The 25,264-nt window shown below is 75.2% G+C and carries 26 protein-coding genes and 1 pseudogene; 13 read left to right on the forward strand and 14 right to left on the reverse strand.

The annotated features are described in order from the left end of the window. Nucleotides 1-15 precede the first annotated feature (15 nt). The gene (locus ACGF0D_RS13880) at nt 16-642 is read right to left on the reverse strand and encodes a hypothetical protein (protein ID WP_392915790.1); all 627 of its coding nucleotides are present in this window, start codon (nt 640-642) and stop codon (nt 16-18) included. 65 nt (nt 643-707) lie between these two features. On the opposite strand from ACGF0D_RS13880, the gene ACGF0D_RS13885 reads away from it, so the two are divergent. The 3 genes from ACGF0D_RS13885 (at nt 708) to ACGF0D_RS13895 (ending at nt 2,867) form a co-directional block, all read left to right on the forward strand. After that, nucleotides 708-1,091 (forward strand): PadR family transcriptional regulator, encoded by a 384-nt coding sequence (locus ACGF0D_RS13885; protein ID WP_392915792.1) that lies wholly within the window; start codon nt 708-710, stop codon nt 1,089-1,091. Beyond that, nucleotides 1,088-2,044 (forward strand): hypothetical protein, encoded by a 957-nt coding sequence (locus ACGF0D_RS13890; protein WP_392915794.1) that lies wholly within the window; start codon nt 1,088-1,090, stop codon nt 2,042-2,044. The genes ACGF0D_RS13885 and ACGF0D_RS13890 overlap by 4 nt, the downstream gene beginning before the upstream one ends. A gap of 136 nt (nt 2,045-2,180) precedes the next feature. Beyond that, nucleotides 2,181-2,867 (forward strand): copper homeostasis protein CutC, encoded by a 687-nt coding sequence (locus ACGF0D_RS13895; protein ID WP_392915797.1) that lies wholly within the window; start codon nt 2,181-2,183, stop codon nt 2,865-2,867. A gap of 54 nt (nt 2,868-2,921) precedes the next feature. Here the strand turns inward: ACGF0D_RS13895 and ACGF0D_RS13900 are convergent, their stop codons facing one another. After that, nucleotides 2,922-4,982 carry a HelD family protein gene (locus ACGF0D_RS13900; protein ID WP_392915800.1) on the reverse strand — a complete coding sequence of 687 codons (2,061 nt, stop codon included), beginning with the start codon at nt 4,980-4,982 and terminating at the stop codon, nt 2,922-2,924. 382 nt (nt 4,983-5,364) lie between these two features. Here ACGF0D_RS13900 and ACGF0D_RS13905 point away from each other — a divergent pair, with 382 nt between their 5' ends. Next, a complete protein-coding gene (locus ACGF0D_RS13905; RefSeq protein WP_392882516.1) occupies nt 5,365-5,526 on the forward strand; it encodes a hypothetical protein in 162 nt (53 codons plus the stop codon). 21 nt (nt 5,527-5,547) lie between these two features. On the opposite strand, the gene ACGF0D_RS13910 is transcribed toward ACGF0D_RS13905, so the two are convergent. Beyond that, entirely contained in the window at nt 5,548-7,185 is a 1,638-nt protein-coding gene (locus ACGF0D_RS13910) for a DNA repair helicase XPB (RefSeq protein ID WP_392915803.1), read from the reverse strand. Nucleotides 7,186-7,310: 125 nt separating this feature from the next. On the opposite strand from ACGF0D_RS13910, the gene ACGF0D_RS13915 reads away from it, so the two are divergent. Beyond that, nucleotides 7,311-7,565: a hypothetical protein gene (locus ACGF0D_RS13915; RefSeq protein WP_392882511.1), complete on the forward strand. Its 255-nt coding sequence runs from the start codon at nt 7,311-7,313 to the stop codon at nt 7,563-7,565. A gap of 12 nt (nt 7,566-7,577) precedes the next feature. Here ACGF0D_RS13915 and ACGF0D_RS13920 read toward each other — a convergent pair whose 3' ends face one another. Next, nucleotides 7,578-10,079, reverse strand: a complete 2,502-nt coding sequence (locus ACGF0D_RS13920) for a helicase-associated domain-containing protein (RefSeq protein ID WP_392915806.1) — start codon at nt 10,077-10,079, stop codon at nt 7,578-7,580. Between the two features lie 168 nt (nt 10,080-10,247). Between ACGF0D_RS13920 and ACGF0D_RS13925 the strand changes: the two genes are divergently transcribed. Then, nucleotides 10,248-11,183: a hypothetical protein gene (locus ACGF0D_RS13925; RefSeq protein ID WP_392915808.1), complete on the forward strand. Its 936-nt coding sequence runs from the start codon at nt 10,248-10,250 to the stop codon at nt 11,181-11,183. Nucleotides 11,184-11,267: 84 nt separating this feature from the next. On the opposite strand, the gene ACGF0D_RS13930 is transcribed toward ACGF0D_RS13925, so the two are convergent. Beyond that, nucleotides 11,268-11,903 (reverse strand): NAD(P)-dependent oxidoreductase, encoded by a 636-nt coding sequence (locus ACGF0D_RS13930; RefSeq protein ID WP_392915810.1) that lies wholly within the window; start codon nt 11,901-11,903, stop codon nt 11,268-11,270. 193 nt (nt 11,904-12,096) lie between these two features. Here ACGF0D_RS13930 and ACGF0D_RS13935 point away from each other — a divergent pair, with 193 nt between their 5' ends. Both ACGF0D_RS13935 and ACGF0D_RS13940 read left to right on the forward strand, forming a co-directional pair. Further along, a complete protein-coding gene (locus ACGF0D_RS13935) occupies nt 12,097-12,870 on the forward strand; it encodes an SDR family NAD(P)-dependent oxidoreductase (protein WP_392915812.1) in 774 nt (257 codons plus the stop codon). 176 nt (nt 12,871-13,046) lie between these two features. Next, nucleotides 13,047-13,676, forward strand: coding sequence for a TetR/AcrR family transcriptional regulator (locus ACGF0D_RS13940; protein WP_392915814.1), 630 nt, complete (start codon nt 13,047-13,049; stop codon nt 13,674-13,676). A gap of 19 nt (nt 13,677-13,695) precedes the next feature. On the opposite strand, the gene ACGF0D_RS13945 is transcribed toward ACGF0D_RS13940, so the two are convergent. After that, nucleotides 13,696-14,466: a hypothetical protein gene (locus ACGF0D_RS13945; RefSeq protein ID WP_392915817.1), complete on the reverse strand. Its 771-nt coding sequence runs from the start codon at nt 14,464-14,466 to the stop codon at nt 13,696-13,698. Between the two features lie 303 nt (nt 14,467-14,769). On the opposite strand from ACGF0D_RS13945, the gene ACGF0D_RS13950 reads away from it, so the two are divergent. From ACGF0D_RS13950 to ACGF0D_RS13960, 3 genes and pseudogenes are all read left to right on the forward strand, one after another. Then, nucleotides 14,770-15,873, forward strand: coding sequence for a fatty acid desaturase family protein (locus ACGF0D_RS13950; RefSeq protein ID WP_392915989.1), 1,104 nt, complete (start codon nt 14,770-14,772; stop codon nt 15,871-15,873). A 177-nt stretch (nt 15,874-16,050) separates the two neighbouring features. Beyond that, a complete protein-coding gene (locus ACGF0D_RS13955; RefSeq protein ID WP_392882494.1) occupies nt 16,051-16,851 on the forward strand; it encodes a hypothetical protein in 801 nt (266 codons plus the stop codon). Nucleotides 16,852-16,942: 91 nt separating this feature from the next. Then, nucleotides 16,943-17,149: pseudogene (locus ACGF0D_RS13960) on the forward strand (helix-turn-helix domain-containing protein); the annotation flags it as partial. On the opposite strand, the gene ACGF0D_RS13965 reads toward ACGF0D_RS13960, so the two are convergent. From ACGF0D_RS13965 to ACGF0D_RS13980, 4 genes are all read right to left on the reverse strand, one after another. Then, nucleotides 17,146-18,132 carry an ABC transporter substrate-binding protein gene (locus tag ACGF0D_RS13965; RefSeq protein ID WP_392882492.1) on the reverse strand — a complete coding sequence of 329 codons (987 nt, stop codon included), beginning with the start codon at nt 18,130-18,132 and terminating at the stop codon, nt 17,146-17,148. The pseudogene ACGF0D_RS13960 and the gene ACGF0D_RS13965 overlap by 4 nt on opposite strands. 83 nt (nt 18,133-18,215) lie before the next feature. Continuing rightward, nucleotides 18,216-19,034 carry an ABC transporter ATP-binding protein gene (locus ACGF0D_RS13970; protein ID WP_392882489.1) on the reverse strand — a complete coding sequence of 273 codons (819 nt, stop codon included), beginning with the start codon at nt 19,032-19,034 and terminating at the stop codon, nt 18,216-18,218. Next, nucleotides 19,034-20,080 carry a FecCD family ABC transporter permease gene (locus ACGF0D_RS13975; protein ID WP_392915818.1) on the reverse strand — a complete coding sequence of 349 codons (1,047 nt, stop codon included), beginning with the start codon at nt 20,078-20,080 and terminating at the stop codon, nt 19,034-19,036. The genes ACGF0D_RS13970 and ACGF0D_RS13975 overlap by 1 nt, the downstream gene beginning before the upstream one ends. Further along, complete coding sequence (locus tag ACGF0D_RS13980) at nt 20,077-21,132, reverse strand: FecCD family ABC transporter permease (RefSeq protein WP_392915821.1); 1,056 nt, start codon at nt 21,130-21,132, stop codon at nt 20,077-20,079. The genes ACGF0D_RS13975 and ACGF0D_RS13980 overlap by 4 nt, the downstream gene beginning before the upstream one ends. A 99-nt stretch (nt 21,133-21,231) precedes the next feature. Here ACGF0D_RS13980 and ACGF0D_RS13985 point away from each other — a divergent pair, with 99 nt between their 5' ends. Next, nucleotides 21,232-21,864, forward strand: a complete 633-nt coding sequence (locus ACGF0D_RS13985; protein WP_392882483.1) for an HAD family hydrolase — start codon at nt 21,232-21,234, stop codon at nt 21,862-21,864. A gap of 31 nt (nt 21,865-21,895) precedes the next feature. Here ACGF0D_RS13985 and ACGF0D_RS13990 read toward each other — a convergent pair whose 3' ends face one another. Then, nucleotides 21,896-22,135, reverse strand: coding sequence for a hypothetical protein (locus ACGF0D_RS13990; RefSeq protein WP_392882480.1), 240 nt, complete (start codon nt 22,133-22,135; stop codon nt 21,896-21,898). Nucleotides 22,136-22,605: 470 nt separating this feature from the next. On the opposite strand from ACGF0D_RS13990, the gene ACGF0D_RS13995 reads away from it, so the two are divergent. Continuing rightward, complete coding sequence (locus tag ACGF0D_RS13995; RefSeq protein ID WP_360348240.1) at nt 22,606-22,989, forward strand: cold-shock protein; 384 nt, start codon at nt 22,606-22,608, stop codon at nt 22,987-22,989. A 28-nt stretch (nt 22,990-23,017) separates the two neighbouring features. On the opposite strand, the gene ACGF0D_RS14000 is transcribed toward ACGF0D_RS13995, so the two are convergent. The 3 genes from ACGF0D_RS14000 to ACGF0D_RS14010 are packed head-to-tail and all read right to left on the reverse strand — an operon-like array spanning nt 23,018 to nt 25,194. Continuing rightward, nucleotides 23,018-23,869: a 1,4-dihydroxy-6-naphthoate synthase gene (locus ACGF0D_RS14000; RefSeq protein WP_392915823.1), complete on the reverse strand. Its 852-nt coding sequence runs from the start codon at nt 23,867-23,869 to the stop codon at nt 23,018-23,020. Beyond that, nucleotides 23,862-24,653 (reverse strand): futalosine hydrolase, encoded by a 792-nt coding sequence (locus tag ACGF0D_RS14005; protein ID WP_392915826.1) that lies wholly within the window; start codon nt 24,651-24,653, stop codon nt 23,862-23,864. Before ACGF0D_RS14005 ends, ACGF0D_RS14000 begins: the two co-directional genes overlap by 8 nt. Before the next feature lie 10 nt (nt 24,654-24,663). Beyond that, nucleotides 24,664-25,194 carry a hypothetical protein gene (locus ACGF0D_RS14010; protein ID WP_392915828.1) on the reverse strand — a complete coding sequence of 177 codons (531 nt, stop codon included), beginning with the start codon at nt 25,192-25,194 and terminating at the stop codon, nt 24,664-24,666. Nucleotides 25,195-25,264: the final 70 nt, after the last annotated feature.

Below are 25,264 nucleotides of genomic sequence, written 5' to 3' on the forward strand. Positions count from 1 at the left end.
CGTGGGGGGCGCGCGTCAGAGGGCGCCGAGCTCGGCCGTCAGGTTGGCGTGGGCGGCCGCCGTGAAGCGCTCGCGGGCGGCGGGCGTGCGGTAGAGCCCGGGCAGGGCGAGCAGGTGGCGCAGTACGGCGGCCCGGCCGGCCGTGAAGTCCGGTGCGGGGACGAAGCCGTACTCCTCGCGGACGGCGGCCGCGTACGCCGCGTACGCCTCGGGGGTGCCGCCGAGGACGGCGAGGTCCGCGTCGCAGAGCACCTCGCCGTTGCGGTCGCCGGGGGCGGGGTCGTGGCCGACGGTGAGCAGCACGAGGCGCTCGACCTCGGCGACCCGCTCGGCGGGCAGCCCGGCGGCGGTCAGCGCGCGGACGGCGAGGGCGGCGCTGCGCTCCTCGTTCTCGGTGCGGTCGGGCCGGTAGACGGCGTCGTGGAACCAGGCCGCGAGGCGGACGGCCTCCGGGTCGGCGGCGTGCCCGGCCAGCTCGTCGACGTGCCGCAGCACCGCGCGCAGGTGCGCGACGGTGTGGTACCTGCGCTGCGGCTCCGACCAGCGGCGCAGCAGCTCCCGGCCGTACGGCTCGGGGTCGACGGCGGCGCCGCAGCGGTGCAGCAGGGCGGTCCAGGCGGCGAGCAGGTCCTCGGTCGGCATGGGCACATTGTGGCGGACGGGCCCGGCCCTGGACCTATAGGTAGGTTGGCGATATATGTAGTCGTATGACTGAACGCTCCATGCAGGAGCCCACGCTGCTGCTGCTCACCGCCCTGGCCGACGCGCCGAGACACGGTTACGCGCTGATCCAGGAGGTCGCCGCGATCTCGGACGGCCGGGTCAAGATGCGCACCGGCACGCTCTACGGGGCACTCGACCGGCTGCTCGGCCAGGGGCTGATCGAGGTCGCCGCCGAGGAGGTGGTGGACGGTCGGGCCCGGCGCAGCTACGCGCTGACCGGGGCCGGCCGGGACGCGCTGGCCGCCGAGGCGGAGCGGCTGCGGGCGGTCGCCACCGAGGCCGAGCGCCGACTGGCCGAGATCCGGTCGGTGCTTCCGGGCGGGACCGGGTCGCAGGGGCGGCCCGCGGCGGGGGGAGGACTCTCATGAGCGCACCGGCGATCGGCGCGGGGCCCTCGGTGGCGCTGCGGACCGCGCTCCGGTTCTACCCGGAGCGGTACCGCCGCGAGCGCGGCGAGGAACTGGCCGAGGTGTTCGCCGACACGACGGCGGAGGGCGGCCGCCTGGCGGTCACCCGGGAGCTCCTCGGCCTGGCGGTGTACGGGCTGCGGGTGCGGCTCGGGCTGACCGGGGCCTCGCCGGCCGGGCGGCTGCTGGCGCTGGTCGCGCCGATGCTCGCCGGCGCGGTGGCCGGCGCCGCGCTGGTGGCCTGGGTGACCACCGCGGACCGGGTCGCCAACCGGCTCTCCTGGGACGGCTCGTACGGCACCTACGCCGAGTTGCTCTCCCGGCCGGTGGCCGCCGCGCTGCTCCTGGTGGCGGTGCTCCTCGGGCGGTGGACGGCGGTGCGGGGCAGCGCGCTGGTCCTGGGCGCGGTGGGGCTGTACGAGCTGGTGGAGGCCGTGTGGGTCTCCTCCTTCGACGCGTGGTGGAGCGGCTACATCGGGATGGCCTCGCTGCCGTTGGTGCTGGCCGCGCTGCTGCTGGCCGCGGCGCCGACCGACCTGCTGGCCCGGCCGACCTGGCGCGTCGGCGGGCTGGTGCTGGCGTCGGCGGTCGTGGGCGGGCTGCTGGAGACGGCGCAGAACTGGGACGACACCACCTTCCCGCTGGACCTGCCGTGGGTCGTGGCGATGCTGGTCCTCCCGCTGCTGCTGACCTTCGCCGGGCTGCGCGGGCGGGCGGCCCCGGCGGCCGCGGGGGTGGCGGTGCTGGTGCTGACCGGGCCGGGCTGCCTGTTCAACATCTGGCGTGAGTCCCGGGGGCTCTCGCACCTGCTTCCGGTGGCGGCGCCGACGGTGGCGCTGCTGGTGCTGGTGGCGGTGGTGGTGCACCGGTCCGGGCGGCGGGAGGCGGTCGGGGTGGTCCACGGAGCGGCGTGACGGCGGCGGCGTGAGGGCAGGTGGGGTGGGGCGGCGGGACCGGGCGGCTCCGGGGGTCGTTCCGGCGTGACCGGATCGGCCCCCTGGGGGTCACCGGGGGTCGCCGGGCTCCGCCGGATGTGGCAGTCTGTCGAATATGTCTAGACCAATTTTCGAAGTCATCGCGCTGACGCCCCAGGACGCCCAGGCCGCCGAGTCGGGCGGCGCCGACCGGCTCGAACTGGTCACCGACATGGCCGCCGACGGGCTCACCCCGTCCGTCGAGGACTTCGGCCGGATCCGGGCCGCCGTCGGCATCCCGCTGCGGGTCATGCTGCGGATCCGGGACGGCTTCGCCCTCGGCGACGTGGACGAGCTGTGCGCCCGGGCCGCCGCGCTGCGGGCCGAGGGCGCCGAGGAGTTCGTCCTCGGCTTCCTCGACGCCGACGGCGCCGTCGACCTGGCCGCCACCACCGCCGTCGCCGAGACGATCGCCGGCTGCCGTTGGACCTTCCACCGGGCGATCGACCACAGCGCCGACCGGGCCGCCCTGCGGGCCGCCGTCGGCGGGCTGCCCGGCCTGGACACCTTCCTCACCTCCGGCGCGGCCGCCGGGGTGGACGCCGGGCGCGAGGTGCTGTCGGCCGAGCTGGCCCGGGCCGGCGAGCCCGGGTACCGGCAGCGGATCCTGATCGGTGGCGGTCTGCGGGCCGAGCACCTGAAGGAGCTGCGGGCGGAGGGCTTCGACGCCTTCCACGTCGGCGGCGCGGTGCGGGTCGACGGCTGGCGGACGCCGGTGGACGCGGCCAGGGTCGCCGAGTGGCGGGCACTGATCGACGCCTGAGCGCGTGCCCGGAGGGGCCGGTCCGCGGGCCGGCCCCTCCGGGTGGGCGAGCCGTTACCGCAACTGCTCGGGCAGCGGCTCGCCGTGCAGCACCGTCAGCCCGGAGACGGCACGGGTCAGCGCCACGTACAGCCGCCGCAGTCCGGTCCGCTCGTCCGGCTCCCCGGCGATCACCGCGGCCGGCTCGTCCAGCACCACGTAGTCGTACTCCAGACCCTTGGCCAGCGAGGCGGGGACGAGGGTGAGCCGGGCCTCCGCGCTGGTCTCGGCGCCGGGGGAGAGGTACGGCAGGCCGGCCGCGGTGAGCGCCTCGGCGAACCGCGGGATGCGGGCGTCGGCGGCGATCAGGCCGGTCGAGCCCTCGTGTTCCAGCGCCTCCCGGCAGGCCGCGAGGACCGCCTCCGTGCCGTCCGTGCCGTCCCCGTCCGCGATCGGACGGATCGTCAGCGAGCCGGGCGCCTCGCGGACCGAGGAGGCAGGGGCCAGGCCGGGGGCGATCGCCGGGAGCAGCCGGGAGGCGTACGCGATGACCTCCTCCGGCACCCGGAAGCCCTTGGTCAGCTCCTCGATGTGCGCCTCCGGCTTGCCCAGGTGGCGCAGCGCCTCCGGCCAACTCGCCGTCGCCCACGGGGTGGTGCCCTGGGCGAGGTCGCCGAGGACGGTCGCCGAGCCGGTGGTGCAGCGGCGGCCGACCGCGCGGTACTGCATCGGGGAGAGGTCCTGGGCCTCGTCCAGCACCACGTGCCCGAGCGAGGGGGTGCGCTGCACCAGGTCGGTCGCCTCGTCCACCAGGACGGCGTCGGCCGCCGTCCAGCGGGCCGTCTTCACCGAGCGGCCGGGCTTGGGCCACAGCACCGCCCGCTGCTCCTCGGGCGTCAGCACGCCCTCGGCGCACTCGGCCAGGAACTCCGGCTCGGAGAGCAGCCGCAGGACCAGCTTCGCCGGGTCGACGGCCGGCCAGCACTCCTTGACCACCGCCTTGACGGCGCTGTTGCGGGCCACCGCGTCCTGCACCCGGTCGTCCGGGGCCTCGCCGCCCTGCTCCATCTTCAGCAGCACGGCGTGCGCGATGCGCTGCGGCAGGGCGTCCCTGGACGCGCCGTAACGGACCTCGCGGCCCTTCAACTCCTCGATGATCTCGACCAGTTCGTACACCGGCACGCGCCAGCGGCGGGAGCCGCGGACCACCACGCAGGGCTCGGTGGGCAGCGAGATGCCCGAGCGCACGGCCCGGCGCAGCACCTCGGCCATCCGGGCGTCGCCCTTCAGCCGGGCCGCCTCCGGGGTGTCCTCGCCCCTCACCTCGACGTGTCCGACCAATTGCTGCACGGTGGCCTGGGCGACGTCCAGCTCGCCGAGGGCCGGGAGCACCTGCTCGATGTAGGAGAGGAAGGCGTTGTTCGGCCCGATCACCAGGGTGCCGGTACGGGCCAGGCGCTCGCGGTGCGCGTACAGCAGGTACGCGACGCGGTGCAGGCCGACGGCGGTCTTCCCGGTGCCGGGCGCCCCCTGGACGCAGATCGTGCCCGTGATGTCGGAGCGGACGATCTCGTCCTGCTCGGGCTGGATGGTGGCGACGATGTCGCGCATCGGGCCGACGCGGGGCTTCTCGATCTCGGCGGCCAGCAGGGCGGAGGTCTGCTCCGTCTCGGCCGGGTCGGTGAGGTGCTCGTCCTCGTAGGCGGTGAGCTCGCCGCCGGTGTAGCCGAAGCGGCGGCGGCGCTCGACGTCCATCGGCTCGGTGCGGCTGGCCCGGTAGAACGGCTGGGAGACCGGCGCGCGCCAGTCGATCACCATCGGGTCGCCGTCGGCGTCGTGGACGTGCCGGCGGCCGATGTAGAAGCTCTCGCCTCCGCTGCCCTCGGACAGTTCCTCGCTGATCGCGTGGAGGTAGTCGAGGCGGCCGAAGAACAGCGGGGTGTGCGAGAGGTCGGCCAGTGCGGCGATCCTGGCCTCGATCTGGTTCTGCAGGACGAGGGTGGTGACCCAGGTGCCGGTCACGTCGCGGATGTCGAGCGACTCGACGTCCTCGCGCATGGCGCGCAGCGCGGCCCGGGACGCGGCCAGGTGGTCGCGTTCGCGCTGGAGGGGGTCGGTGATGGGGGTGGCGGGCACAGCGAACCTTCCCGGCTGCCCCCGGTGGCGGGTGCAGCGGATCGTAGGAGCTCACGGTGGGCACGCCGACCGGTTGCCGTGCGGTCGGCACCTCCCCCGGCTGCCTGCGGGACTTCAGCAGGTACCACGGTTCGGGAGGGGGCAGACGGACGATCTTAGACCCGTCCGCCCCGGGGTTCCAGCCGTGCCCCTCCCGGGGTTCGAGCCGCACCGGTCCCGGGGTTCGGGGCGCGCCGGTCTCGGGGTTCCGGCCGTGCGGGCCTCGGGGTTCGCCCTACCCCGGCCCCGGGGTCCGCCGTACACCCGCAGGACGACCCGCGTACCTGCGGATACGGCCTTTGGAGTGATGCCGACGGCAGTCCGGGTGCCTACCGTTGAAGACATGAGCACCACGAACCGAACCCCCCGATCCGGCCCGTCCGGCGCCACCGCCGTCTCCGGGCATCACCGCAACCCGCTCAGCACCGCCGTCCGCAACGTCGGCATCGCCCTGGACACCGCCGCGCGCGTGATCTTCCTCGGGCGCGACGGTGTCCGGTACTGAAATGCCCGGTACTGACGCGCCCTACAGCACGTCGTCCGCGTCGATGATCCGGTACGCGTAGCCCTGCTCGGCCAGGAAGCGCTGCCGGTGGGCGGCGAAGTCCTGGTCCACGGTGTCCCGGGCGACCACCGAGTAGAAGTGCGCCGCGTGGCCGTCCGCCTTGGGGCGCAGCACCCGGCCGAGGCGCTGGGCCTCCTCCTGGCGGGAACCGAAGGTCCCGGAGACCTGGATGGCGACGGTGGCCTCGGGCAGGTCGATCGAGAAGTTCGCGACCTTGGAGACCACCAGGACGCCGATCTCCTTGTTCCGGAAGGCGTCGAAGAGCCTCTCGCGCTGGGCGTTGCTGGTCTCGCCCTTGATCACCGGGGCGTCCAGGGCCTCGCCGAGCTCGTCCAACTGGTCGATGTACTGGCCGATGATCAGCGTCTGGTCCTTCTCGTGCTTCCTGACCAGCGCCTCCACCACCCGCCGCTTGGTCGCCGTGGTGGCGCAGAAGCGGTAGCGCTCCTCCGGCTCGGCGGTCGCGTAGGCGAGCCGCTCGGAGTCGGTCAGGGTGACCCGCACCTCGCAGCAGTCGGCCGGCGCGATGTAGCCCTGCGCCTCGATCTCCTTCCACGGCGCGTCGAAGCGCTTGGGGCCGATCAGGCTGAACACGTCGCCCTCGCGGCCGTCCTCGCGCACCAGCGTGGCGGTCAGGCCGAGCCGGCGGCGGGCCTGGAGGTCGGCGGTGAACTTGAACACCGGCGCGGGCAGCAGGTGCACCTCGTCGTAGACCACCAGGCCCCAGTTGCGGGCGTCGAACAGCTCCAGGTGGGCGTAGACGCCCTTCCGCTTGGTCGTCATCACCTGGTAGGTGGCGATGGTGACCGGGCGGATCTCCTTCCGCGTCCCGCTGTACTCGCCGATCTCGTCCTCGGTGAGCGAGGTGCGCTTGACCAGCTCGTGCTTCCACTGGCGGGCCGAGACGGTGTTGGTGACCAGGATCAGCGTGGTCGACTTGGCCTGCGCCATCGCCGCCGCGCCGACCAGCGTCTTGCCGGCGCCGCAGGGCAGCACGACCACGCCCGAGCCGCCGTGCCAGAAGCCCTCGACGGCCTGCGCCTGGTACGGGCGCAGCTGCCAGCCGTCCTCCTCCAGGTGGATCGGGTGCGCCTCGCCGTCGACGTACCCGGCGAAGTCCTCGGCGGGCCAGCCGAGCTTGAGCAGCACCTGCTTGATCTGCCCGCGCTCGGAGGGGTGGACCACCACGGTGTCCGGGTCGACCCGGGCGCCGACCAGCGGGACGATCTTCTTGGAGCGCAGCACCTCCTCCAGCACCGGTCGGTCGGTGGTGGTGAGCACCAGCCCGTGGGTCGGGTGCTTGAGCAGCTGGAGCCGCCCGTACCGGCCCATGGTGTCCGCCACGTCCACCAGCAGCGCGTGCGGCACCGGGTAGCGCGAGTACGTCACCAGGGCGTCCACCACCTGCTCGGCGTCGTGCCCGGCCGCCCGCGCGTTCCACAGCCCGAGCGGCGTCACCCGGTACGTGTGCACGTGCTCGGGCGCCCGCTCCAACTCGGCGAACGGCGCGATGGCGCGACGGCAGTCGGCGGCCCTGGGGTGGTCGATCTCCAGGAGAAGAGTTTTGTCGCTCTGGACGATGAGCGGTCCGTCGTTCACGCGGGGGAGCCCTCCACTGGCTGACAGGGTGGATTGACGCAGACCCTTCAGTGTCGCGCATCGCGGGGGCTGCGCGGGAGGCCGCTCGGAGTGACCACGGTGCGTGCTCGCTCGTTGAGCTGGTCATGAAGAAGTCGAAGCGTGTTCTCACCGCCCTCGCCCTGATGGGCTCGGCCTTCGCGGCCACCGCGTCCTCGGCCGGTTCGGCGCATGCCCTCGCGGGCATCGGGGAGGGGCCCGGCGGGCTGCTCGCGGCGCCCGGGTTCCTGTTGGCGGACACCGTCACCGGGGGTGCGATGCCGGTCGGGCAGGGGCAGATCGGCAGCCTGGCGGACAAGGCCGTGCAGGAGAAGATGAAGGAGGCGCAGCAGGGGCACTGAGCGCCCCAGGGGTCACTCGTCGAGTTCCGCGACGCCGGTGATGCGGTGCAGGGCGAAGGTGCGGAGTTCGTCGGCGTGGTGGTCGAAGGCGGTGACGAAGCCGCCTTCGACCTTGACCGGGTCGATGATCCGCTGGCTGGCGATGCCCTCGGCGTTGAGGTAGCCGATCCACATGCGTTCGCCGAGCAGGACGGCCGTCTGGAGGGCGGCCAGGGTCTCCGCGGCGGCGGTGCGGGGGAGGTGGCGCGGGTCGGGGGTGGGCTCGCGGCGGGTGGCGGTGGCGGCGCGGTCGCCGGCCCGGATGGCCTTGATGGCGGCCGCGAGCAGGGTGTCGTCGGGGGCGGGCGGCCCGTCGGGGACGGGCACGGGGGCGGTCCGGGGCGGGGTGCGGTGGCTGTCCGGGCGGGTGATCAGTACGTCGCCTTCGGCGGACTCGGCGGCCGGGGCGTAGCCCATGGTGCGCAGGGCGGCGAGCAGGACGTCCGGGGCGGCCTGGGCGGCGAGGACGGTGGGGGCGAGCAGCCGGAGCCGCAGGTCGGCGGAGCGGCGGTCGGCGAGCACCTCGCCGAGCAGTGACGGGTCGTCGCAGCGCAGGTAGGAGGAGGCGGCGCCGACCCGCAGGACGCCGTGCCGGCGGGCGACGTCGTCGATCAGGTAGGCGAGCGGCTGCGGGACGGGTGTGCGGCTGTGCTGCTCCAGGAAGGTCCGCAGGTCGGTGGCGGTGCGGCCGGCGTCGAGGGCGCGGCGGACCGAGGCCGGGGTGAAGCGGTAGACGGTGGCGCCGCCCTTGGACTCGATGTCGGCGCACAGGGCGAGGGCCTGGGCGAGCGGGGTGAGCAGCGGGCCGGGGGCGATCGCGGTGAGGTCCGGCTGGAGGATCACGTGGTCCAGTGGCTGCGGGAGCAGCGGGGCGAGCACCTCGGCCGGGTCGGACTCGGCGGTGAGCAGCGCGCGGGCGGGGGCGGCCAGGGCGCCGCGGCCGGTGATGCCGAGGAGTTCGGCCTCGTCGAGGGTCCAGGCGGTGAGTTCGTCGCGCAGTTCGCGGCCGTCCGGGCCGGTGGGGCCGCCGCGCAGCGGGCGCTGCCAGCGCAGGGTGGGGAGCAGTTCCTCGGCGGTGGCCGGGGTGCCGGGCGGGAGTTCGGCGAGCAGGGCGAGGGCGGCGCGGCGGACGGACGGGGCGAGGGTGCGGTCGAGTTCGGGGCCGAGGGCGGCGCGCGGCTTGCCCCGGCCGTCCGGGGTGCCGGTGAGGGCGGGGACGCGGGTGGCGGCGAGCCAGGCGGTGGCCAGTACGGACCAGCGCTCGGCGGTGTCCAGGTGCAGCCAGGCGTCGTACCCCGGGGTGGGGGCCCAGCGTTCGTCCACCTCGCCGTCGGGGGCCAGCAGCCCCGCGGTGTAGGCGAGTTCGAGCCAGAAGGCGGTCTGCTGCTCGGTGTTCTCCAGGGCCTGGGCGGTGCGCTTGAGGTCGCGGACACCGAGGCCGCCGGCGCGCAGGGTCAGCGGCGGGGTGAGTCCCCAGCCGTCCAGCAGCTCCTCGACGGTCTTGACCGCGGTGTGCGCCTGGCCGGCCGCGGCGCCGTCCACGGCCCCTGGGTCGCGCGGGGCGGCGGCGGGCACCGGCTCGGGCTGGACCGGTTCGACGGTGCGGTGGGTGCGGCCGCCACGCAGGTGCAGCGCGAGCTCGCGGGGCAGGACGACGCTGCCGGGGCTGGTGGGCAGCAGCAGGCCGCGGGCGAGCAGCCACTCGACCGGGCTCTGGGCGTCCTCGGCGGTGACCGGGCGGGTGGCGTCCGGGACGGTGCCGGTGGGCGGGCCCCAGACCAGCCGTTCCAGCAGCCGCAGCGCGGCCTCGGGCGCGGTGGCGAGCAGTGCGGCGCAGCGGGTGCGGTCGGTGAGCAGCGCGGTGAGCGCGGCGACGGCGCTGACCGGGTCCGGGGTGGCGGGCTGCCCGGCCGAGGCGAGCAGCTGCTGCAGCCGGGCCGGGGACGTGCCGACGGTGGCGTCGGCGAGGGTGGGGCCGAGTCCGGTGCGGCCCGGGTTGGTGGCGGTCGGGGCGAGCGCCTCGCGGACGGCGAGGACCAGCCGCAGCCCGTTGTCCGGGCCCCAGAGCAGCGCCCGGTCGCGCAGGGTGGCGATCGCGCGCGGCAGGGCGGTGGCGACGGCGGACCGGTCGGCCGGGGTGAGCGGGGTCGCGCCGGGGTGCGGCTTGACCTTCGCCGGGCCGGTCAGCAGGGTGCGGACGGTGCTCAGCGAGGTACCGTCCGGGGCGGTGGCCAGCGCCTCGGCGACCTGGAGGGTGAAGCGGTCGAGCCGCTCCAGGGCGCGCAGCGCGGAGGCGCGCGAGGAGAGCCGGGCGGACAGCTGGGTGAGGTCCCCGGGGACGGGGTTCAGCAGGTCGGGGCGGGAGCGGAGCAGGGCGGCGAGCGCGTCGTCGGGACGGGAGCGCAGCTCCTCGGCGAGGGTGCGCGGGCCGGTGGCGGACCTGCCCCGGCGTTGAGGGCCCTGCTGTGTGGTCATTCGACCTAGGTTAGTCGGGCGAGAGGACGGCGCGGTGTCCCTCGGCCGCCGCACCTCCGACGCACCGCCGGGGGCGCGGACGGACTCGCGCGGGCGGGGGCGGGGTGGGTAGCGTCACGCCGAGGGCGGTTCGGTGGCGGCCGGTACGGGCGAGGCGGGGTGGTCGGTGTGACGGACGGCGAGTGGTGGCGCAAGAGCGGGCCGTGGAGCGAGCGTTCCGGCGGCGGTTCGGCGGACCGTTCGGACGTCGGCCCGGACGCCGGCCCGGGCGGGGCCGCTTCCGGCGGCGCCCCGGAGGCGCCGTCCGCCCCCGCCCCGGCCCCGGAGCATGACCCCGACAGCGTGTACGACCCGCCGGCGCCGAGCGCGGCCGGCATCCCGTCGGTGCCGCTGGACCTGCCGGACCTGGCCGCCGTCGAGGAGCGGTCGGACGCGATCCCGCCGCCGACGGTGTCGAGCACCGGCCCGTGGACGATGACGCTCTTCGACTTCTCGGACGGGCCGCGGCCCGCGCCGAAGCCGATCCCCGAGCAGCGCACGGCCGAGGAGGCGGCGGCAGCGGCCGCGCCCGCGGCGGAGCCGGCGAAGCCCGCGGACCTGAGGAAGAAGCCGCGCCGGGGCCTGTTCAGGCCGGCTCCGGCCCCCGCCGCTCCCCCCGTGCCGCCCCAGGCCCCGGCCGGGAAGGCCGGGCGCAAGGTCAGGGGCAAGGGCAAGGGCAAGGTGGCGGAGAAGGACGCGTCCGCCCGCAAGCCCTCCCCGCTGATCCTGCTCTCCTGCCTCCTGCTGGTGGGCGGGGCGGTCTCCGGGTTCTTCCCGGCGATGCTGGCCGGCTGGGGCCTCGGGTATCTGTCCCGCCGGATCTCCGAGCTGATGCGCAAGTTCGTGATCCTCGGCATTCCGCTGGTCACGATGAGCGCGACCACCCTCTACTCCATGCAGCGGGCCAAGCAGGGCGGGGGACAGGGCGGCGGCCTCCAGACGGGCTCGCCGCTGGGCGAGATCAGCTGGTCGTCGGCCCCGACCGTGCTGCGGGTGTCCGCCGTGCTGTCGGCGGTGGTCCTGCTGCTGCTCGCCATGCGCCGCCGCCCGCCGCAGGAGGGCTGAGCCGGGGCCGTACCGGCGGTCCTCCCGGGGCGGCCGGGGCCTGAGCCGACGCCGTACCGCTCCGGCTGCGCGTCGGCGGCCGGGTCAGTCGTCGGCGAGGTGGACGAGGCGGCGGAAGGTCTCCGGGTCGCCGAGGTGGCCGACGATCCACCGGGCGACGGTGGCGCGGGTGACGGTGCCGGCGCGGGGGAGCGGCCGGTCGTACGAGACCTGGGGGCCCGGGGCCGGCGGTCCGTCCTTGAGCATCGGCACCCGGACCACCGTCCAGGCGGTGTCGGACCCGGCGAGCACCGCCTCCATCCGGGCGAGGTCGTGGTGGATCTCCCGGTACAGTCGGTCGACCACCAGCGTGGCCACCATCCGCTGGGCCAACGGGAGCCGGCTGGTGTCCAGGCCCGCCGAGCTCATCGTCACCAGGTGCCCGGCGCCGCTGGCCCGCAGCGCCGCGGTCAGCTCGCGGGCGCCGTCGGAGAAGACGGAGGTGGCCCGGCGGCCGGTGGTGCCGAGGGTGGCGACGACGGCGTCCTGGCCGTACAGCGGGCCGTGCAGGGAGCCCGGCCGGCCGACGTCGGCCCGTGCGGTGAGCGGGGTGCCGTGCGGGAAGTCCGGCAGCCGGGCGGGGTCGCGGACGACGGCGGTCACGGTGTGTCCGGCGGCCAGCGCGAGGTCGACCACCAGGCGGCCGGTGCGCCCGGTGGCTCCCACGACTGCGATCCTCATCGGTTCCTCCTCGGGATGCCCGGGACTCGGGATGCCCGGGACTCGGGGGTTCGGGCTCGGGGTTCGGGCTCGGCCCGGGCCTGGGCCCGGCCCTGGGTCCGGCAGCGGTTGTCATTCATTCAGACGAGCTGTATGAATGAAATCAAGTGAACCACAGCACGCCCCGAGCGCAAGCCCAAAGGAGCGATGGGACATGGGAGTTCGACAGGCTCAGTACCCCGACCTGGACGGCCGGGTGGTCGTGATCACCGGCGGCAGCCGTGGCATCGGTGCGGAGACCGCCCGCGCCTTCGCCCGGCAGGGCGCGGCCGTCGCCGTCCTCGGCCGCGACGAGGCGGCGCTGACGGCGGTGGCCGAACAGCTGCGGGCGGAGGGGGCCCGGGCACTCGGGCTGGTCGCCGACTGCACGGACGCGGCGGCGCTCGGCTCCGCCGCCGCCAGGATCGGCCAGGACCTCGGCCCGGTCTCCGTCCTGGCCGCCTTCGCCGGCGGCGACGGCTACCCGGTGTCGACCGTCCACGAGACCGAGGAGCACTGGCGGGCGGTGCTGGACGGCAACCTCACCGCCACCTTCCTCACCGTCCAGGCCTTCCTGCCCGGCCTGCTGGTCCGCGGCGGCGGCTCGATCGTCACCATGGCCTCCACGGCGGGCCGGCTGCCCAGCGGAGCCTCCGCGGCGTACGCCACGGCCAAGGCGGGGGTGCTGATGTTCACCCGGCACCTCGCGCTGGAGGTCGCCGACGAGGGCGTACGGGTCAACGCCGTCGCGCCGGGTGCCGTCCGCACCGAGCGGACCGCCGCGCGGATGCCGCCCGAGGTGCAGGCCACGGTCGCCGCCGCGCACCCGCTGGGCCGGCTCGGCGAGCCGGTGGACATCGCCTCGGCCGCGCTCTTCCTGGCCTCCGACGCGTCCTCCTGGATCACCGGGCAGACCCTGGACGTCAGCGGCGGGCGGATCATGCTCTGAGCTGCGGGGCCGTCCCGCCGGGTGCCGGTGCAGCCGGGCCGTCCCGCCGGGCGCCGGTGCCGCGGGGCCGTCCCGCCGGGCGCCGGGGCGGCCCGGTCGGAGGCGGGCGCCGCCCGGCCCGGGTGAACCGATCGGCGATACTGCCAGTTCACGCGGAACGAGTGGAGGCGAGCGGGATGAGCCCCCGGTCCTACCGGATGGGACAGCGGCAGGCGGAGGTCGACGAGACCCGCGCCCGGATCGTCGCGGCCGCCCGCGCGCACCTGGCCGAGACCGGCGGGGTCTCGCTGGACGCGGTCGCCCGCCGCGCGGACGTCGCCCGGGCGACCGTCTACTACCAGTTCGGCTCCAAGGTGGGCCTGCTGGAGGCGGTCTGCGACGCCCTCGCCGAGCAGGGCGGCATGGCCCGGCTCGCCGAGGCCTTCACCCTGGCCGACCCCTGGGCGGCGGTGGACCGCTTCGTCGAGGTGATGGGCGGCTTCTGGGCGTTCGACCGGGTCTGCACCCGCCGCCTGCGGGCGCTCGCCGCGCTCGACGAGGAGGTGGGCCGGGTCATCGCCGACCGTGACGCCCGCCGCCGCCAGGGGGCCGCCGTTCTGTCCGGCCGCCTGCCCGCCGCCCCGCCGGACGCGGCGAGCCTGCTGTTCGTCCTCACCGCCTTCGAGACCTACGACGCGCTGGCGACGGAGGCGGAGGCCGCGGCGGAGGAGGGGGCGTCGGGCGGCGTCGGAGACCTGACGGTGGCCACCGCGACCGTCATCCGCCTGGTCCGCGCCGCCCTGGTCGGGCCGGGGGACGCGCTGTAGGGGGCGAGGCCCGCGGGCCTCAGTTCAGGGGGAGCGCCTTGACGCCCGAGAGCACCGGGATGAGCTGGAACCGGCCGTCCCCGGCGCCGCAGGAGGGCCTGGTGTCGGGGGTGTCGGAGATGTTCGTCCCCGCACCGAACCGCCCGTCCCCGCTCCGGGCGAAGGTCGTGAAGTGGTCGTGGTAGCCGTCGTAGTAGTACATGCACTGGTGCAGGTTCAGGTACCGCCCGGCGGTCAGGTCCAGCGGCGTGGCACTCGACAGCAGGGGGATGGGGTGGTCGGTGCCTCCGCCGCCGCAGTTCGGGGCGGTGTCACGGGAGTTGGAGACGTTGGTGTCGGCGACGAACTTGACGTCGGTGGTCCCGACCACCGTGGTGAGGTGGTCCTGGTCGAAGTCGCTCCAGAAGACGCACTGGTGCAGGTTCAGGTAGCGCCCGGCCGTGAGGTCGTAGCCTTCGGCGGCCGTGTAGACGTTGGGCTCGTAGTTCCCGTCCCCGGGGCCGCACACGGCGGCCGCGACGGGGGTGTCGGAGATGTTCGTCCCGGCGCTGAACCGCCCGTCCCTGCTCGGGACCAGGGTGGTCATGAGGTCGAAGCTGTTCGGCAGGAAAGGACCGTTGTAGACGCACTGGTGAAGGTTCAGGTACCGGCCCGCGGGGGGCGGCGGAGCGGTGTCGGCGGTGGCGACGGTGTTGACGGCGCCGGCGACGGCAGTGGGAGCCGGGCCGGCCGACGCGGCGAGGGACATCGCCGCGCCGGCGAGCGCGGCGAAGCGTGGGAAGAGGAGCATGAGGGGGGTCTCCGTGCTGTGCTGCGGCCGTTCTGAGCGAGCGGTCGTCATGCAGGAGGCTTCCCCGGGAGCTCGGTGTCCCCGGCCGGCGCGCGGCAACTTCACCTGAACGACCGGCGTGTCCGGCCATCGCCGACCACGGGGGAGCCGGATCGACCCGGCTGCCGGGCCGCCGTCGGAGCGGCGCGGCGGGCCGGCACCCCGTGCGGGCAGGGGGTTAACACCCGTACGGGACGGGTGCTTTCCCCGTTCTGCGGGCCGCCCGGCCGCGGCCAGACTCTGGGCATGCCCGCGCAGCCCGTGATGACGCCCGAAGCCCACTCAGTCGTCGCAGCACCCGAAGCCCGCGAAGTCCCCGCAGTGCCTGGAGCGCCCGACGCCCGCGCCGCCCCGCGGTCCGGGAACGGCGGCAGCGACTTCGCCGAGTTGACCCGCCGGATAGCCGCCGAGGGCCTGCTCGACCGGCGCCCCGGCTACTACGCCGTCCGCGCGGGCCTGGTGCTCGCCGCCTTCCTCGGCGGCTGGTGCGCCCTGTTCGCGCTGGGCGACACCTGGTGGCAGCTCGGCCTGGCGGCGGCGATGGCCGTCGTCTTCGCCCAGGTCGGCCTGCTCTCCCACGACCTGGCGCACCGCCAGGTCTTCGACCGGCGGGTGCCGAGCGAGATCGGCGGCCGGATCGCCGCCAACCTGCTGATGGGCATGAGTTACGGCTGGTGGATGAACAAGCACACCCGCCACCACGCCAACCCGAACCACGAGGAGCGGGACCCGGACGTCGCCCCCGATCTCCTGGTGTGGTCCGGGCGGCAGGCCCGGCGGGCGAGCGGCCTCGCCCGGTTCATCGGCCGCCGGCAGGCGTACCTGTTCGTCCCGTTGCTCCTGCTGGAGGGCCTCAACCTCAGCTTCAACAGCTTCCGTGCGCTGCGCAGCCCCGCGATGAAGCGCCCGGTGCTGGAAGGCGTGCTGCTGGTGGTCCACTTCGTCGGCTATCTCGGCCTGGTGTTCGCCGCGCTCCCGGCGGGCAAGGCGGTCGCGTTCCTCGCCGTGCACCAGGCGCTGCTCGGCGTCTACCTGGGCTCCGTCTTCGCCCCGAACCACAAGGGGATGCTGATGGTGACGCCCGGGATGAAGCTCGACTTCCTGCGCCGCCAGGTGCTCACCTCGCGCAACGTCCGTGGCGGGCCGGTCGTCGACTCGGTGATGGGCGGCCTCAACTACCAGGTGGAGCACCACCTGTTCCCCAGCATGCCGACCCCGGCCCTCGGACGGGCGGCCCGGATCACCAGGGAGTTCTGCGCCGAGAAGGGCGTCCCGTACTACGAGACGGGCCTGTTCCGCTCCTACCGGGAGATTTTCGCCCACCTGCACCGGACGGGTGAGCCGATCCGCTCCGGTTCTGGCGCGTGAAGGCCCGGCTTTCGCGACGTGACGGCCTGAGGTCCTGAACGCCCTTGTCCCGCACGGGAAGTCGGATCCGCCGACCTCCCGTGCCGGACCGTTTTCCGGCGGTACCGCCCGGCCACTCGCGCGTTCGCGCGTCCGCGCCCGTACGATGCCCGAGCGGGGGGTGGGCGGACGCCGGGGGTGGGTGTGGTTCGGTTCTGGCTGAGGTGGGTGCTGGTCGCGGTCCTCGGGGCGGCCGTCGTGTTCGGCAGCTGGGCGGGGTGGCGGCTCTACCGCGACACGGCCATTCCGGCCCCGCCGGACGTCCCGGGCCTGGCGCGGGCCGCGGACACCGCCGAGGCCCGCCGGGCGGCCGAGGGGCGGATGGCGGACCGGATCGACCGGCTGCCCGAACTGCTGCCGTGGGCGCAGGGGTTGGGGCGGTCCACGGTCGACGTGTGCCGGACCGACTACCGCGGCGACCTCTGGATCCGGGGCAAGTGGCTGCCGACGGCCTGCGAGCGGACCGTGAACGTGTACCTGGCCTTCGACGGGGCCGACGTCCGTGCCCGGCTGGCCGATCTGGACGGCTACCTGGACGGCCAGGGCTGGCGGAGCGCGCAGCGGTGGAAGGGCCTGGTCGCGGCCGACGAGTACGACCACCTGCCGCCCGCCGACCCGGCCCCGGAGGAGGCGCAGGAGGCGGCGGCCAGGCCGATCACCCCGTCCGTGGAGTTCGAGGCGGCGACGGACGAGGCGGTGCGGACGGAGCTGGTCGTGAGCGTCGCCCGGCCGCCGGGGCCCGAACGCCTGACCTCCGGCGAGGACTACTGGTACGAGAAGTACGGCAGCCGGCGCTACCGGAACGACGAGGGGCAGCGGTCCGAGTACCTGACCTGGCAGCCCGTGCGGCCGAGCGAGGTCACCAGGGCGGCCGAGGGGCGGTACGTGGTGGTCCTCGGCTTCACCACCAGGTACACGGAGAAGCACGGAACGCCGTAGCCCCCGCCGTGCCGTCCGTGGCCACCGCGCCCGGGCCCGCCCCCACGCGCACCGGGCCCGCCCGCCGGCAGTGCCGACGGGCGGGCCCGCCGCCGAGTACGTCGGCGCCTCCCCGAAGTGGGTGCTGCGCCGTGCCCGGCTCCACGAGGCCGCCGAACGCGCCGCCGCGGACGGCGGGTTGGATCTGGCCGGGCTCGCCGCCGAGCTGGGCTACGCCGACCAGGCGCACCTGACCAGGGATTTCACCGCCGCCGTGGGTGTTTCCCCGGCCCGCTACGCGGGGGCGCGCCGGCCCTAGGCTCCGAGGAAGCGCTGCAGCTCGTCCAGCATGTAGTTGGCGCCGGTGTACCCGATCCCCTGGAACCACAGCTGGTCGTCCACCGGGAACGCCCGGTGCCCCTTGACCGCCCCCAGCGCCTGCCAACCAGGGCTCGCCAGCACCGAGGTGGTGCCCGAGCGCCCCGGATCGCCGTAGGTCGCGTACAGCAGCAGATCGCCGTCGGCCCTGGCGAGCTGGTCCGCCGGGATCTCGAAGTCCGACTGGTCGACGTTCTGCGCGTCCGGCCGGCCCACCTGGGCGTCGGCGAGCACGGTGCCGGGAAAGCTCTGCCGGCCGAACAGTCGGATGCCGCCGCCCTCCACGAACCGCACCAGGCTCACCTTGCGCCCCGACAGCTTCGCCGCCGCCAGCGCCTGCACCACCTGCCCGACGTGCCTCTGGTACGAGCCGGCGAAGGCCGCCGCGGCCGCCTCCCGGCTCAGCGCCTGGGCGTGCAGCTGGAAGTCGGCCTTCCACGGCGCCCCGGTGGTCTGGGTGAGCACGGTCGGGGCGATGCCCCGCAGCTGCTCGTAGCGGTCGCCGTCGCGGGCCTGGTTGGAGAGGATCAGGTCCGGCCGCAGCGCCCGTACGGTCGGCAGGTCGGGTGCGCCCGCCGGGCCGACCAGTCGGATCCCGGCCGTCCGGGAGGCCGGCCAGTACCCGGGGTAGCTGGTGTCGCGGGCCGGCAGCGCGGCGCCGACCGGGGTGATGCCTAGGGTCAGCGCCGAGTCGAGCACGTCGGTGTCCAGCACGACCACCCGCATCGGCGCGCCCGGCACCACCACCGGTCCGGTGGCGGCGTTCACCGTCACCGGCGGCAGCGGGGTCGGGGACGGCGTGGCGCCGGGGGCGAGGCCGTCCGTGGTCGCCGGGGCCGGGTGGTGGTCGGTGCAGCCGGTGGCCGTCGCGAGCGCGGTGGCGCCGAGGCCGGTGAGGAGGGTGCGGCGGGAGATCCGGGGCATCGGCGGTCCTCTGGCGTCGCGGCGGGGTCGGGGCGCCGTCGATTATGTCCGAAATGGCAGCTAAAGTGCCGTTAAGGACGCCGTCAGGCGGGAGCGCCGTCCGGGGTGAGCGCCGACCACGGGGCGCCCGGCACGACCAGCGGCGTGCCGGTCACCGGGTCCGGCACCACCACCGAGTCCAGCCCGAACACCTCCCGCACCAGCTCGGCCGTCACCACGTCCCCGGGCGCGCCCTGCGCCACCACCCGGCCGTCCCGCATCGCCACCAGGTGGTCCGCGTACCGGGCGGCCTGGTTGAGGTCGTGCAGCACCGCGACGACGGTCCGGCCGCGTTCGACGTTCAGTCGCCGGACCAGGTCCAGCACCTCCACCTGGTGCGCGATGTCCAGGTAGGTGGTCGGCTCGTCCAGCAGCAGGATGTCGGTGCCCTGGGCGAGCGCCATCGCGATCCAGGCGCGCTGGCGCTGGCCGCCGGACAGTTCGTCCATGCTCCGCTCGGCCAGCTCGGCGGTGGAGGTGCGCTCCAGCGCCTCCGCGACCGCCGCCTCGTCCTCCGGCGACCACTGCCGCCACCAGCTCTGGTGCGGCTGGCGGCCGCGCGCGACCAGGTCCGCCACCGAGATGCCCTCGGGGGCGGTCGGCGACTGCGGCAGCAGGCCGAGCCGCTGGGCGATCCGCTTGGTCGGGATCCGCGCCAGCTCCTCGCCGTCCAGCAGCACGGCGCCCCGGACCGGCTTCAGCAGTCGGCCGAGGGCCCGCAGCAGGGTCGACTTGCCGCAGGCGTTCGGGCCGACGATCACCGTCACCCGCCCGTCCGGGACGCTCACGTCCAGGCCCTCGACGACCGTGCGCGCCTCGTAGGCCAGGGTGAGGCCCCGGGCCTCCAGACGGTGATCGGACATCAGGAACCTCCACGGCGGGATCGGATCAGCAGCCACATCAGGTACGGCGCGCCGACCAGGCCGGTCACCACGCCCACCGGCAGCTCCGTCGGGGCCAGCAGCCGTCGGGCGATCAGGTCGGCGAGGACCACCACCAGCGCGCCGGTCAGCGCCGAGCAGAACAGCGGGACCTGCGCCGAGCGGGCCAGCCGCAGCGCGATCTGCGGGGCCATCAGCGCGACGAAGTCCACCGGCCCGGCGGCCCCGGCCGCGCACGAGGCCAGCACGATGCCCAGCAGGGCCATGCCGAGGCGGATCCGGTCCAGGCGCAGGCCGAGGCCGACGGCGGTGGCGTCGTCGAAGGAGATCGACCGCTGGGCGCGGGCGGCCCACAGCGCGGCGGGCAGGGCCGCGAGCAGCACCCAGGCGAGCCGGTCGGCCTGGTCGTAGCCGGCGCCGTTCAGGCTGCCGGTCATCCAGACCTTGGCGGCCTGGGCCTGGAAGCCGTCGCCCTTGGTGAGGAAGACGGAGGTCAGGGAGGACAGCGCGACGCTGACGCCGATGCCGATCAGCACGAAGCGCTGGGCGTGCAGGCCGCGCCGCCAGGCCAGCGCGTACACCAGCAGCCCGGCCACCAGACCGCCGGCCACCGCCGCGTACGGGGCCTGGCCGGTCGAGCCGACCACGCCGTACGCCGTCAGGCCGACCACGGTCGCGGTGGCGCCCCAGGTCACGCCCACCACGTCGGGGCTGGCCAGCGGATTGCGGGCGACGGTCTGGATCAGCGCCCCGGCCAGCCCGAGCGCCAGGCCGACCAGCAGCCCGACCACCACCCGGGGCAGCCGGAACTCGCCGACCACCAGCTCGTGCGGGCTCGGCTGCCCGAGCACCACCTTGACCACCTCGCCCGGCGCCACCGTGGACTCGCCCAGGCAGAGCGAGGCCACCGCGGTCGCCGCCAGCGCCATCAGCAGCCCGGCGGTGACGGCCACCGAGCGCCGGTGCACCAGGAACGACACCCGCCCGGCCCGGACGGCCGAGTAGCCGCGCAGCGACACCGACGTCATGCCGCCACCACCTTCCGGCGGCGGACCAGGGCCACCAGCACCGGGACGCCGACGAGGGCCGTCATCACGCCCGCCGGGACCTCGGACGGCGGGAACAGGACCCGGCCGAGGGTGTCGGCGAGCAGCAGCAGTGCCGGGCCGAGGACGGCGGAGAAGGCGAGGATCCAGCGGTGGTCGGCGCCGGCCACCGCGCGGGCCGCGTGCGGGACGGCGAGGCCGACGAAGGCGATCGGGCCGGCCGCCGCGACCGCCGAGCCGGTCAGGACGGTCGCGCCGAGCGCGCCGACGGCCCGGACCAGGCCGGTCCTGGCGCCCAGCCCCTTGGCGGTGTCGTCGCCGAGCGCCAGCGCGTCCAGTCCGCGCGCCACCGCGACCACCAGCACCGTGCCGACGGCCAGGAACGGCAGCAGCTGCCAGGCCACGTCCGAGGTCCGCCCGGAGAGCGAGCCGACGTGCCAGAAGCGGAACTGGTCCATGGTGGCCGAGTCGGTGGTCAGCACCAGGGTGTTGAGCGAGGCGATGAAGGCGGACGCGGCCGAGCCGGCCAGCGCCAGCTTGATCGGCGTGGCCCCGCCCCGGCCGCGCCCGGCGAGCCCGTACACCAGCACGGTGGCGATCACCGCGCCCGCGAAGCCGAACCAGACGTACCCCGTGAGGGTGGAGACGCCGAAGCCGGAGATGGCGACCACCACACCGGCCGCCGCCCCCTGGGAGACGCCGAGGATGCCGGGGTCGGCGATCGGATTGCGGGTCAGGCCCTGCATGACGGCCCCGGCCAGGCCGAGCGCCGCGCCGACGGCCAGCCCGACGACCGTGCGCGGCACCCGCAGCTCGCGGACCACCACGGCGTCGGCAGTGTCGCCACCGTGCAGCAGGGCGTCCAGCGTGCCGCCGAACGGGATGGTCCGGCTGCCGACCGCCAGGCTGAGCAGCACCGCGGCGGCCAGGACGGCGAGTGCGGCGGCGAGCCACAGTATTCGGCGCCGCGGCGCGCGGTACGGCGCGCGGTACGGCGCGCGGGGCGCACCGGGCGGTGCGCTGGTGTCGGTCATGGGCCCTCTCCGCAGACAACTCAGGTAAACCTAAGTTCCCCCGTGAAGCCCGGGCAAATTGCCTCGTGGCCCGAGGCCCCCGTTGGGTAGCCTGACGGCATGCCCGCGACCTCACCCGCTCCGCTCACCGTCGGCTTCGACCTCGACATGACGCTGCTGGACACCCGGCCGGGTATCCGCGCCACCTACCTGGCGCTCTCCGCCGAGACCGGCACCCACATCGACGCCGACCTGGTGGTCACCCGGCTCGGCCCGCCGCTGCTGGACGAGATGCGCAACTGGTTCCCGGAGGGCGAGGTGGAGCGGGCCGTCGACCGCTACCGCGAGCTCTACCGGGACCACGCCTTCGCGCCGACCGTGGCCCTGCCCGGCGCGCACGCCGCCGTCGAGGCGGTCCGCGCCCACGGCGGCCGGGTCGCGGTGATCACCGGCAAGTACGAGCCGAACGCCCGCCTCCACCTGGAGCACGCCGGGCTGGCCGCGGACACCGTGATCGGCGACCTGTGGGCGGAGACCAAGGGCGTGGCGCTGCGCGAGCACGGCGCGAGCGTCTACGTCGGCGACCACCTCGGCGACATCAGGGGCGCCCGGTTCGCGGACGCCCTCGCGGTCTGCGTGCCCACCGGCCCGTACAGCGCGCGGGAGCTGCGCGAGGCGGGGGCGGACGTGGTGCTGGCGGACCTCACCGGCTTCCCGGACTGGCTCGCCGGGCACCTGGCCGAGCGGGGCTAGCGCGCAGGCCCGCGGCGGCCGTCGGCGGCCGTCAGGAGCCGACGGGCCCGGTCCGGCGGCGCTGGGCCCGGGCGTTCAGCAGCAGCCCGGTCAGCGCGGCCAGGAAGCCGGCCGGCATCAGCATGCTCAGCCAGTACGCGGCCGTCGGCAGCGGCGTCAGGTGCAGGAACAGCGGGACGAAGGTGACCAGGGTGGCGAGTGCCCCGAGGCCGAAGACGATCGCCCCGGCCTTGACGTACACGTCACCGGGGTCGGCGCTCTGGCTGCTCACGTCTGCTCACTCCTCCTGGCCGGTCGGGACTTCTCCCAGTCTGGCAGAGCGGCCTGCGGGCGGGCCCACCGGAGCGGGTCGGTCACGTTGCGCAGTTTCCCGGCAGCTGAACGTTTTGATCCCTGTTGGGCGGGGGTATGCACGGGGTGCCGAGGGGCGCTACAGGTGCGCCCCGCGTCCTCAGACCCGGGGGTGTGAGCCGATGGACCGCGTGGAGCCGCGCCCCGGCCGTGCCGATGCCGGGTTGCCCGTGACCGCGAGATCCCGTTCCCGCCGCCCCGACCGGGCCTCGGAACGCGGATCCCTCGCGGAACGCGGATGAGGCAGTGACGGACGGTTAGTCTGCTCCTGACCGCGTGCCGACCACGAGCGCCCAAGGGCGCCGAAGCGGGGTCGGTCGCCTTTCCCCACCACCCAGTGATCCCCGGCCAGGGCCGGGATCCCTCACACCCATTCGAGGACTGTTCGAGATGCCCACCGGCCAGGTCAAGTGGTTCAACGAGACGAAGGGCTTCGGCTTCCTGTCGCGCGACGACGGCGGCGACGTCTTCGTCCACACCAAGGCGCTGCCCGCCGGTGTCACGTCGCTGAAGCCGGGTCAGCGGGTCGAGTTCGGCGTGGTCGCCGGCCACCGCGGGGACCAGGCGATGGCCGTGCAGCTGCTGGACGCGCTGCCCTCGGTGGCCGCCGCCCAGCGCCGCAGCGCCGACGACATGGCACCGATCGTCCAGGACCTGATCACCACGCTGGACGCGGTGCTGCCCGGCCTGCAGCGCGGGCGCTACCCCGCCAAGCCGACCGGCCAGAAGCTGGCCGGCCTGCTGCGCGCGGTGGCCGACCAGTTCGACGTCTGACCGACGGGCACGTGGGAACGCGGGCCGGCTAGAACGCGAGCGCACCCGGGTCGAGCGGGGGCACCAGCCCCTCCGCCGCGGCCCGGGTGAGCAGCGCGTGGACGGCCGCGTAGCCCTCCTCGCCGAGGTCCTCGGAGAACTCGGTGACGTACAGCCCGATGTGCTGCTCGGCGACGGTCAGGTCCATCTCCTGGGCGTGCGCCAGTACGTACTCGCGACTCGCCGCCGGGTCCGCCCAGGCTTGCCGGACGGAGGCGCGGATCGCGTCGGAGATCTCCCGCAGCCGCTCGGCGCCGAGCGAGCGCCTGGCGACGATCGCGCCCAGCGGGATCGGCAGGCCGGTCTCCTGCTCCCAGGCCTCGCCCATGTCGGCCAGGCTGTGCAGGCCGTACTGCCGGTACGTGAAGCGGGCCTCGTGGATCACCAGGCCGGCGTCCACCCGGCCGTCCCGGACGGCGGGCATGATCTCGTGGAACGGCAGGACGACGATCTCGCCGAAGCCGCCCGGCACCGCCCGCGCCGCCCAGAGCCGGAACAGCAGGTAGGCGGTGGAGCGCTCGGAGGGCACCGCGACGGTCTTCCCGGCGAGGTCGGCGGGGGAGTCCACGCCCGGCAGGGTGAGCACCAGCGGGCCGCAGCCGCGGCCCAGCGCGCCGCCGCAGGGCAGCAGGGTGTACTCGTCCAGGACCCAGGGCAGCGCGCCGTAGCTGATCTTCAGCACGTCCAGCTCGCCGCGTTCGGCCTGGCCGTTGGTGACGTCGATGTCGGCGAAGGTCACCTCGGGGGCGTCCACCCCGGGCACCAGGCCGTGCGCCCAGGCGTGGAAGACGAAGGTGTCGTTCGGGCAGGGCGAGTACGCGATGCTCAGCCGTTCAGCCACGGCCGGCCTCCTCAGTCGGTTGGTGCCGCGCGGCCGGTTCGTGCGCCGCGGCCAGTTCCCGGACGGGCAGCGCGGCGAAGGCCCGTTCCAGGGCGGCCAGCGCCTCGCCGATCCGCCAGGCGGACCGGTCGCGCGGGCCCACCGGGTTGGACACGGTGCGCAGTTCGAGGGCCGGCACGCCGTACCGGGCGGCGGCCTCGGCCACGCCGAAGCCCTCCATCGCCTCGGCGGCGGCGCCCGGGTGGCGGGCCGCCAGCTCGGTGGCCCGCTCGGCGCTGCCGGTGACGGTGGAGACGGTCAGCACCGGGCCGACGGCGAGGCCGGGGCCCAGTGCCCGCGCGACCAGGGCGACGGCGGCCGGGGGCGGGGTGTGCCGGACGGTGCCGAAGCCCAGTTCGGTGACGTCGGCGAAGCCGTCGGGGGTCTGGGCGCCGAGGTCCGCGGCCACGATGGCGTCGGCCAGCACGGTGGCGCCGACCGGGGCGAGCGGGGCGAAGCCGCCGGCGATCCCGGCCGAGACGGCCAGGGCGTACGGGTGCGCCGCCAGCGCGGCGGCGGCGCCGGCCGCGGCGGCGGCCGGGCCGACCCCGGCGGCCAGCACGTCCACCGGCACCCGCTCGGCCCGGTGCAGCGTGCCGCCGGGCAGCGGCAGCGCGGCGGACCCGCCGGGCAGGCCGCGGAGCACGGCCTCGGCCTCGGCGGCCACCGCGACGACGACGAGCAGCCGGGCCCGTGCGGTGCCCGACTGCTCGCCCTGGCCGTCGGTGACGGCGTGTGCGGTCATCGCAGGACCGTCAGCTGTCCTGGGTGTTCAGCTGGAAGTACCAGACGGCGACCGGGTTGTCCGAGTTCTTGTCGCCCTCGACCACGGTGACCAGGGTCTTGCCGCTGGCGTTCAGCACCTTGTTCGCCTGCTGGGAACCCGACCAGGTCGGGCCCTTGGCGTACGAGAACAGGCTGAAGCGCCCGCCCTGGCCGGTCGAGCCGCCGTTGGTGAAGGCCCACCAGCCGGTCTCGGCCACGTTCGGGGAGACCCCGACGCCGACCCGGTCGCTGCCCACCACGTCCTTGGTGGGCAGCGTGCCGTTCTTCAGGGCCTCGGTGGCCTTGTCCTGGCACTGCTCCTGGAGCTCCTCGGTGATCGGGCTGCCGCCGTTCCAGCACAGCGGGTCCGCGACGATCGAGGAGTTGCCGACCGTGAGGGTGGCACGGTGGGAGCTGTGCTCGGTCTGGCCGGCGGCGATGGCGACGGAGGTGCCCACCGTGGCGGCGCCGACCACGACGACGACGCTGAGGGCGGCGATGGCACGGGTATTGAGGCTCATGCGTCAGAATCTACCGGGCCTGGCCGATCACGCGACGCGGGGGTCGGCACCGCGTGTTGCCCCGGGCCCC

This window comes from Kitasatospora sp. NPDC048298 (assembly GCF_043201465.1).
In the GTDB taxonomy this organism is placed as follows: domain Bacteria; phylum Actinomycetota; class Actinomycetes; order Streptomycetales; family Streptomycetaceae; genus Kitasatospora.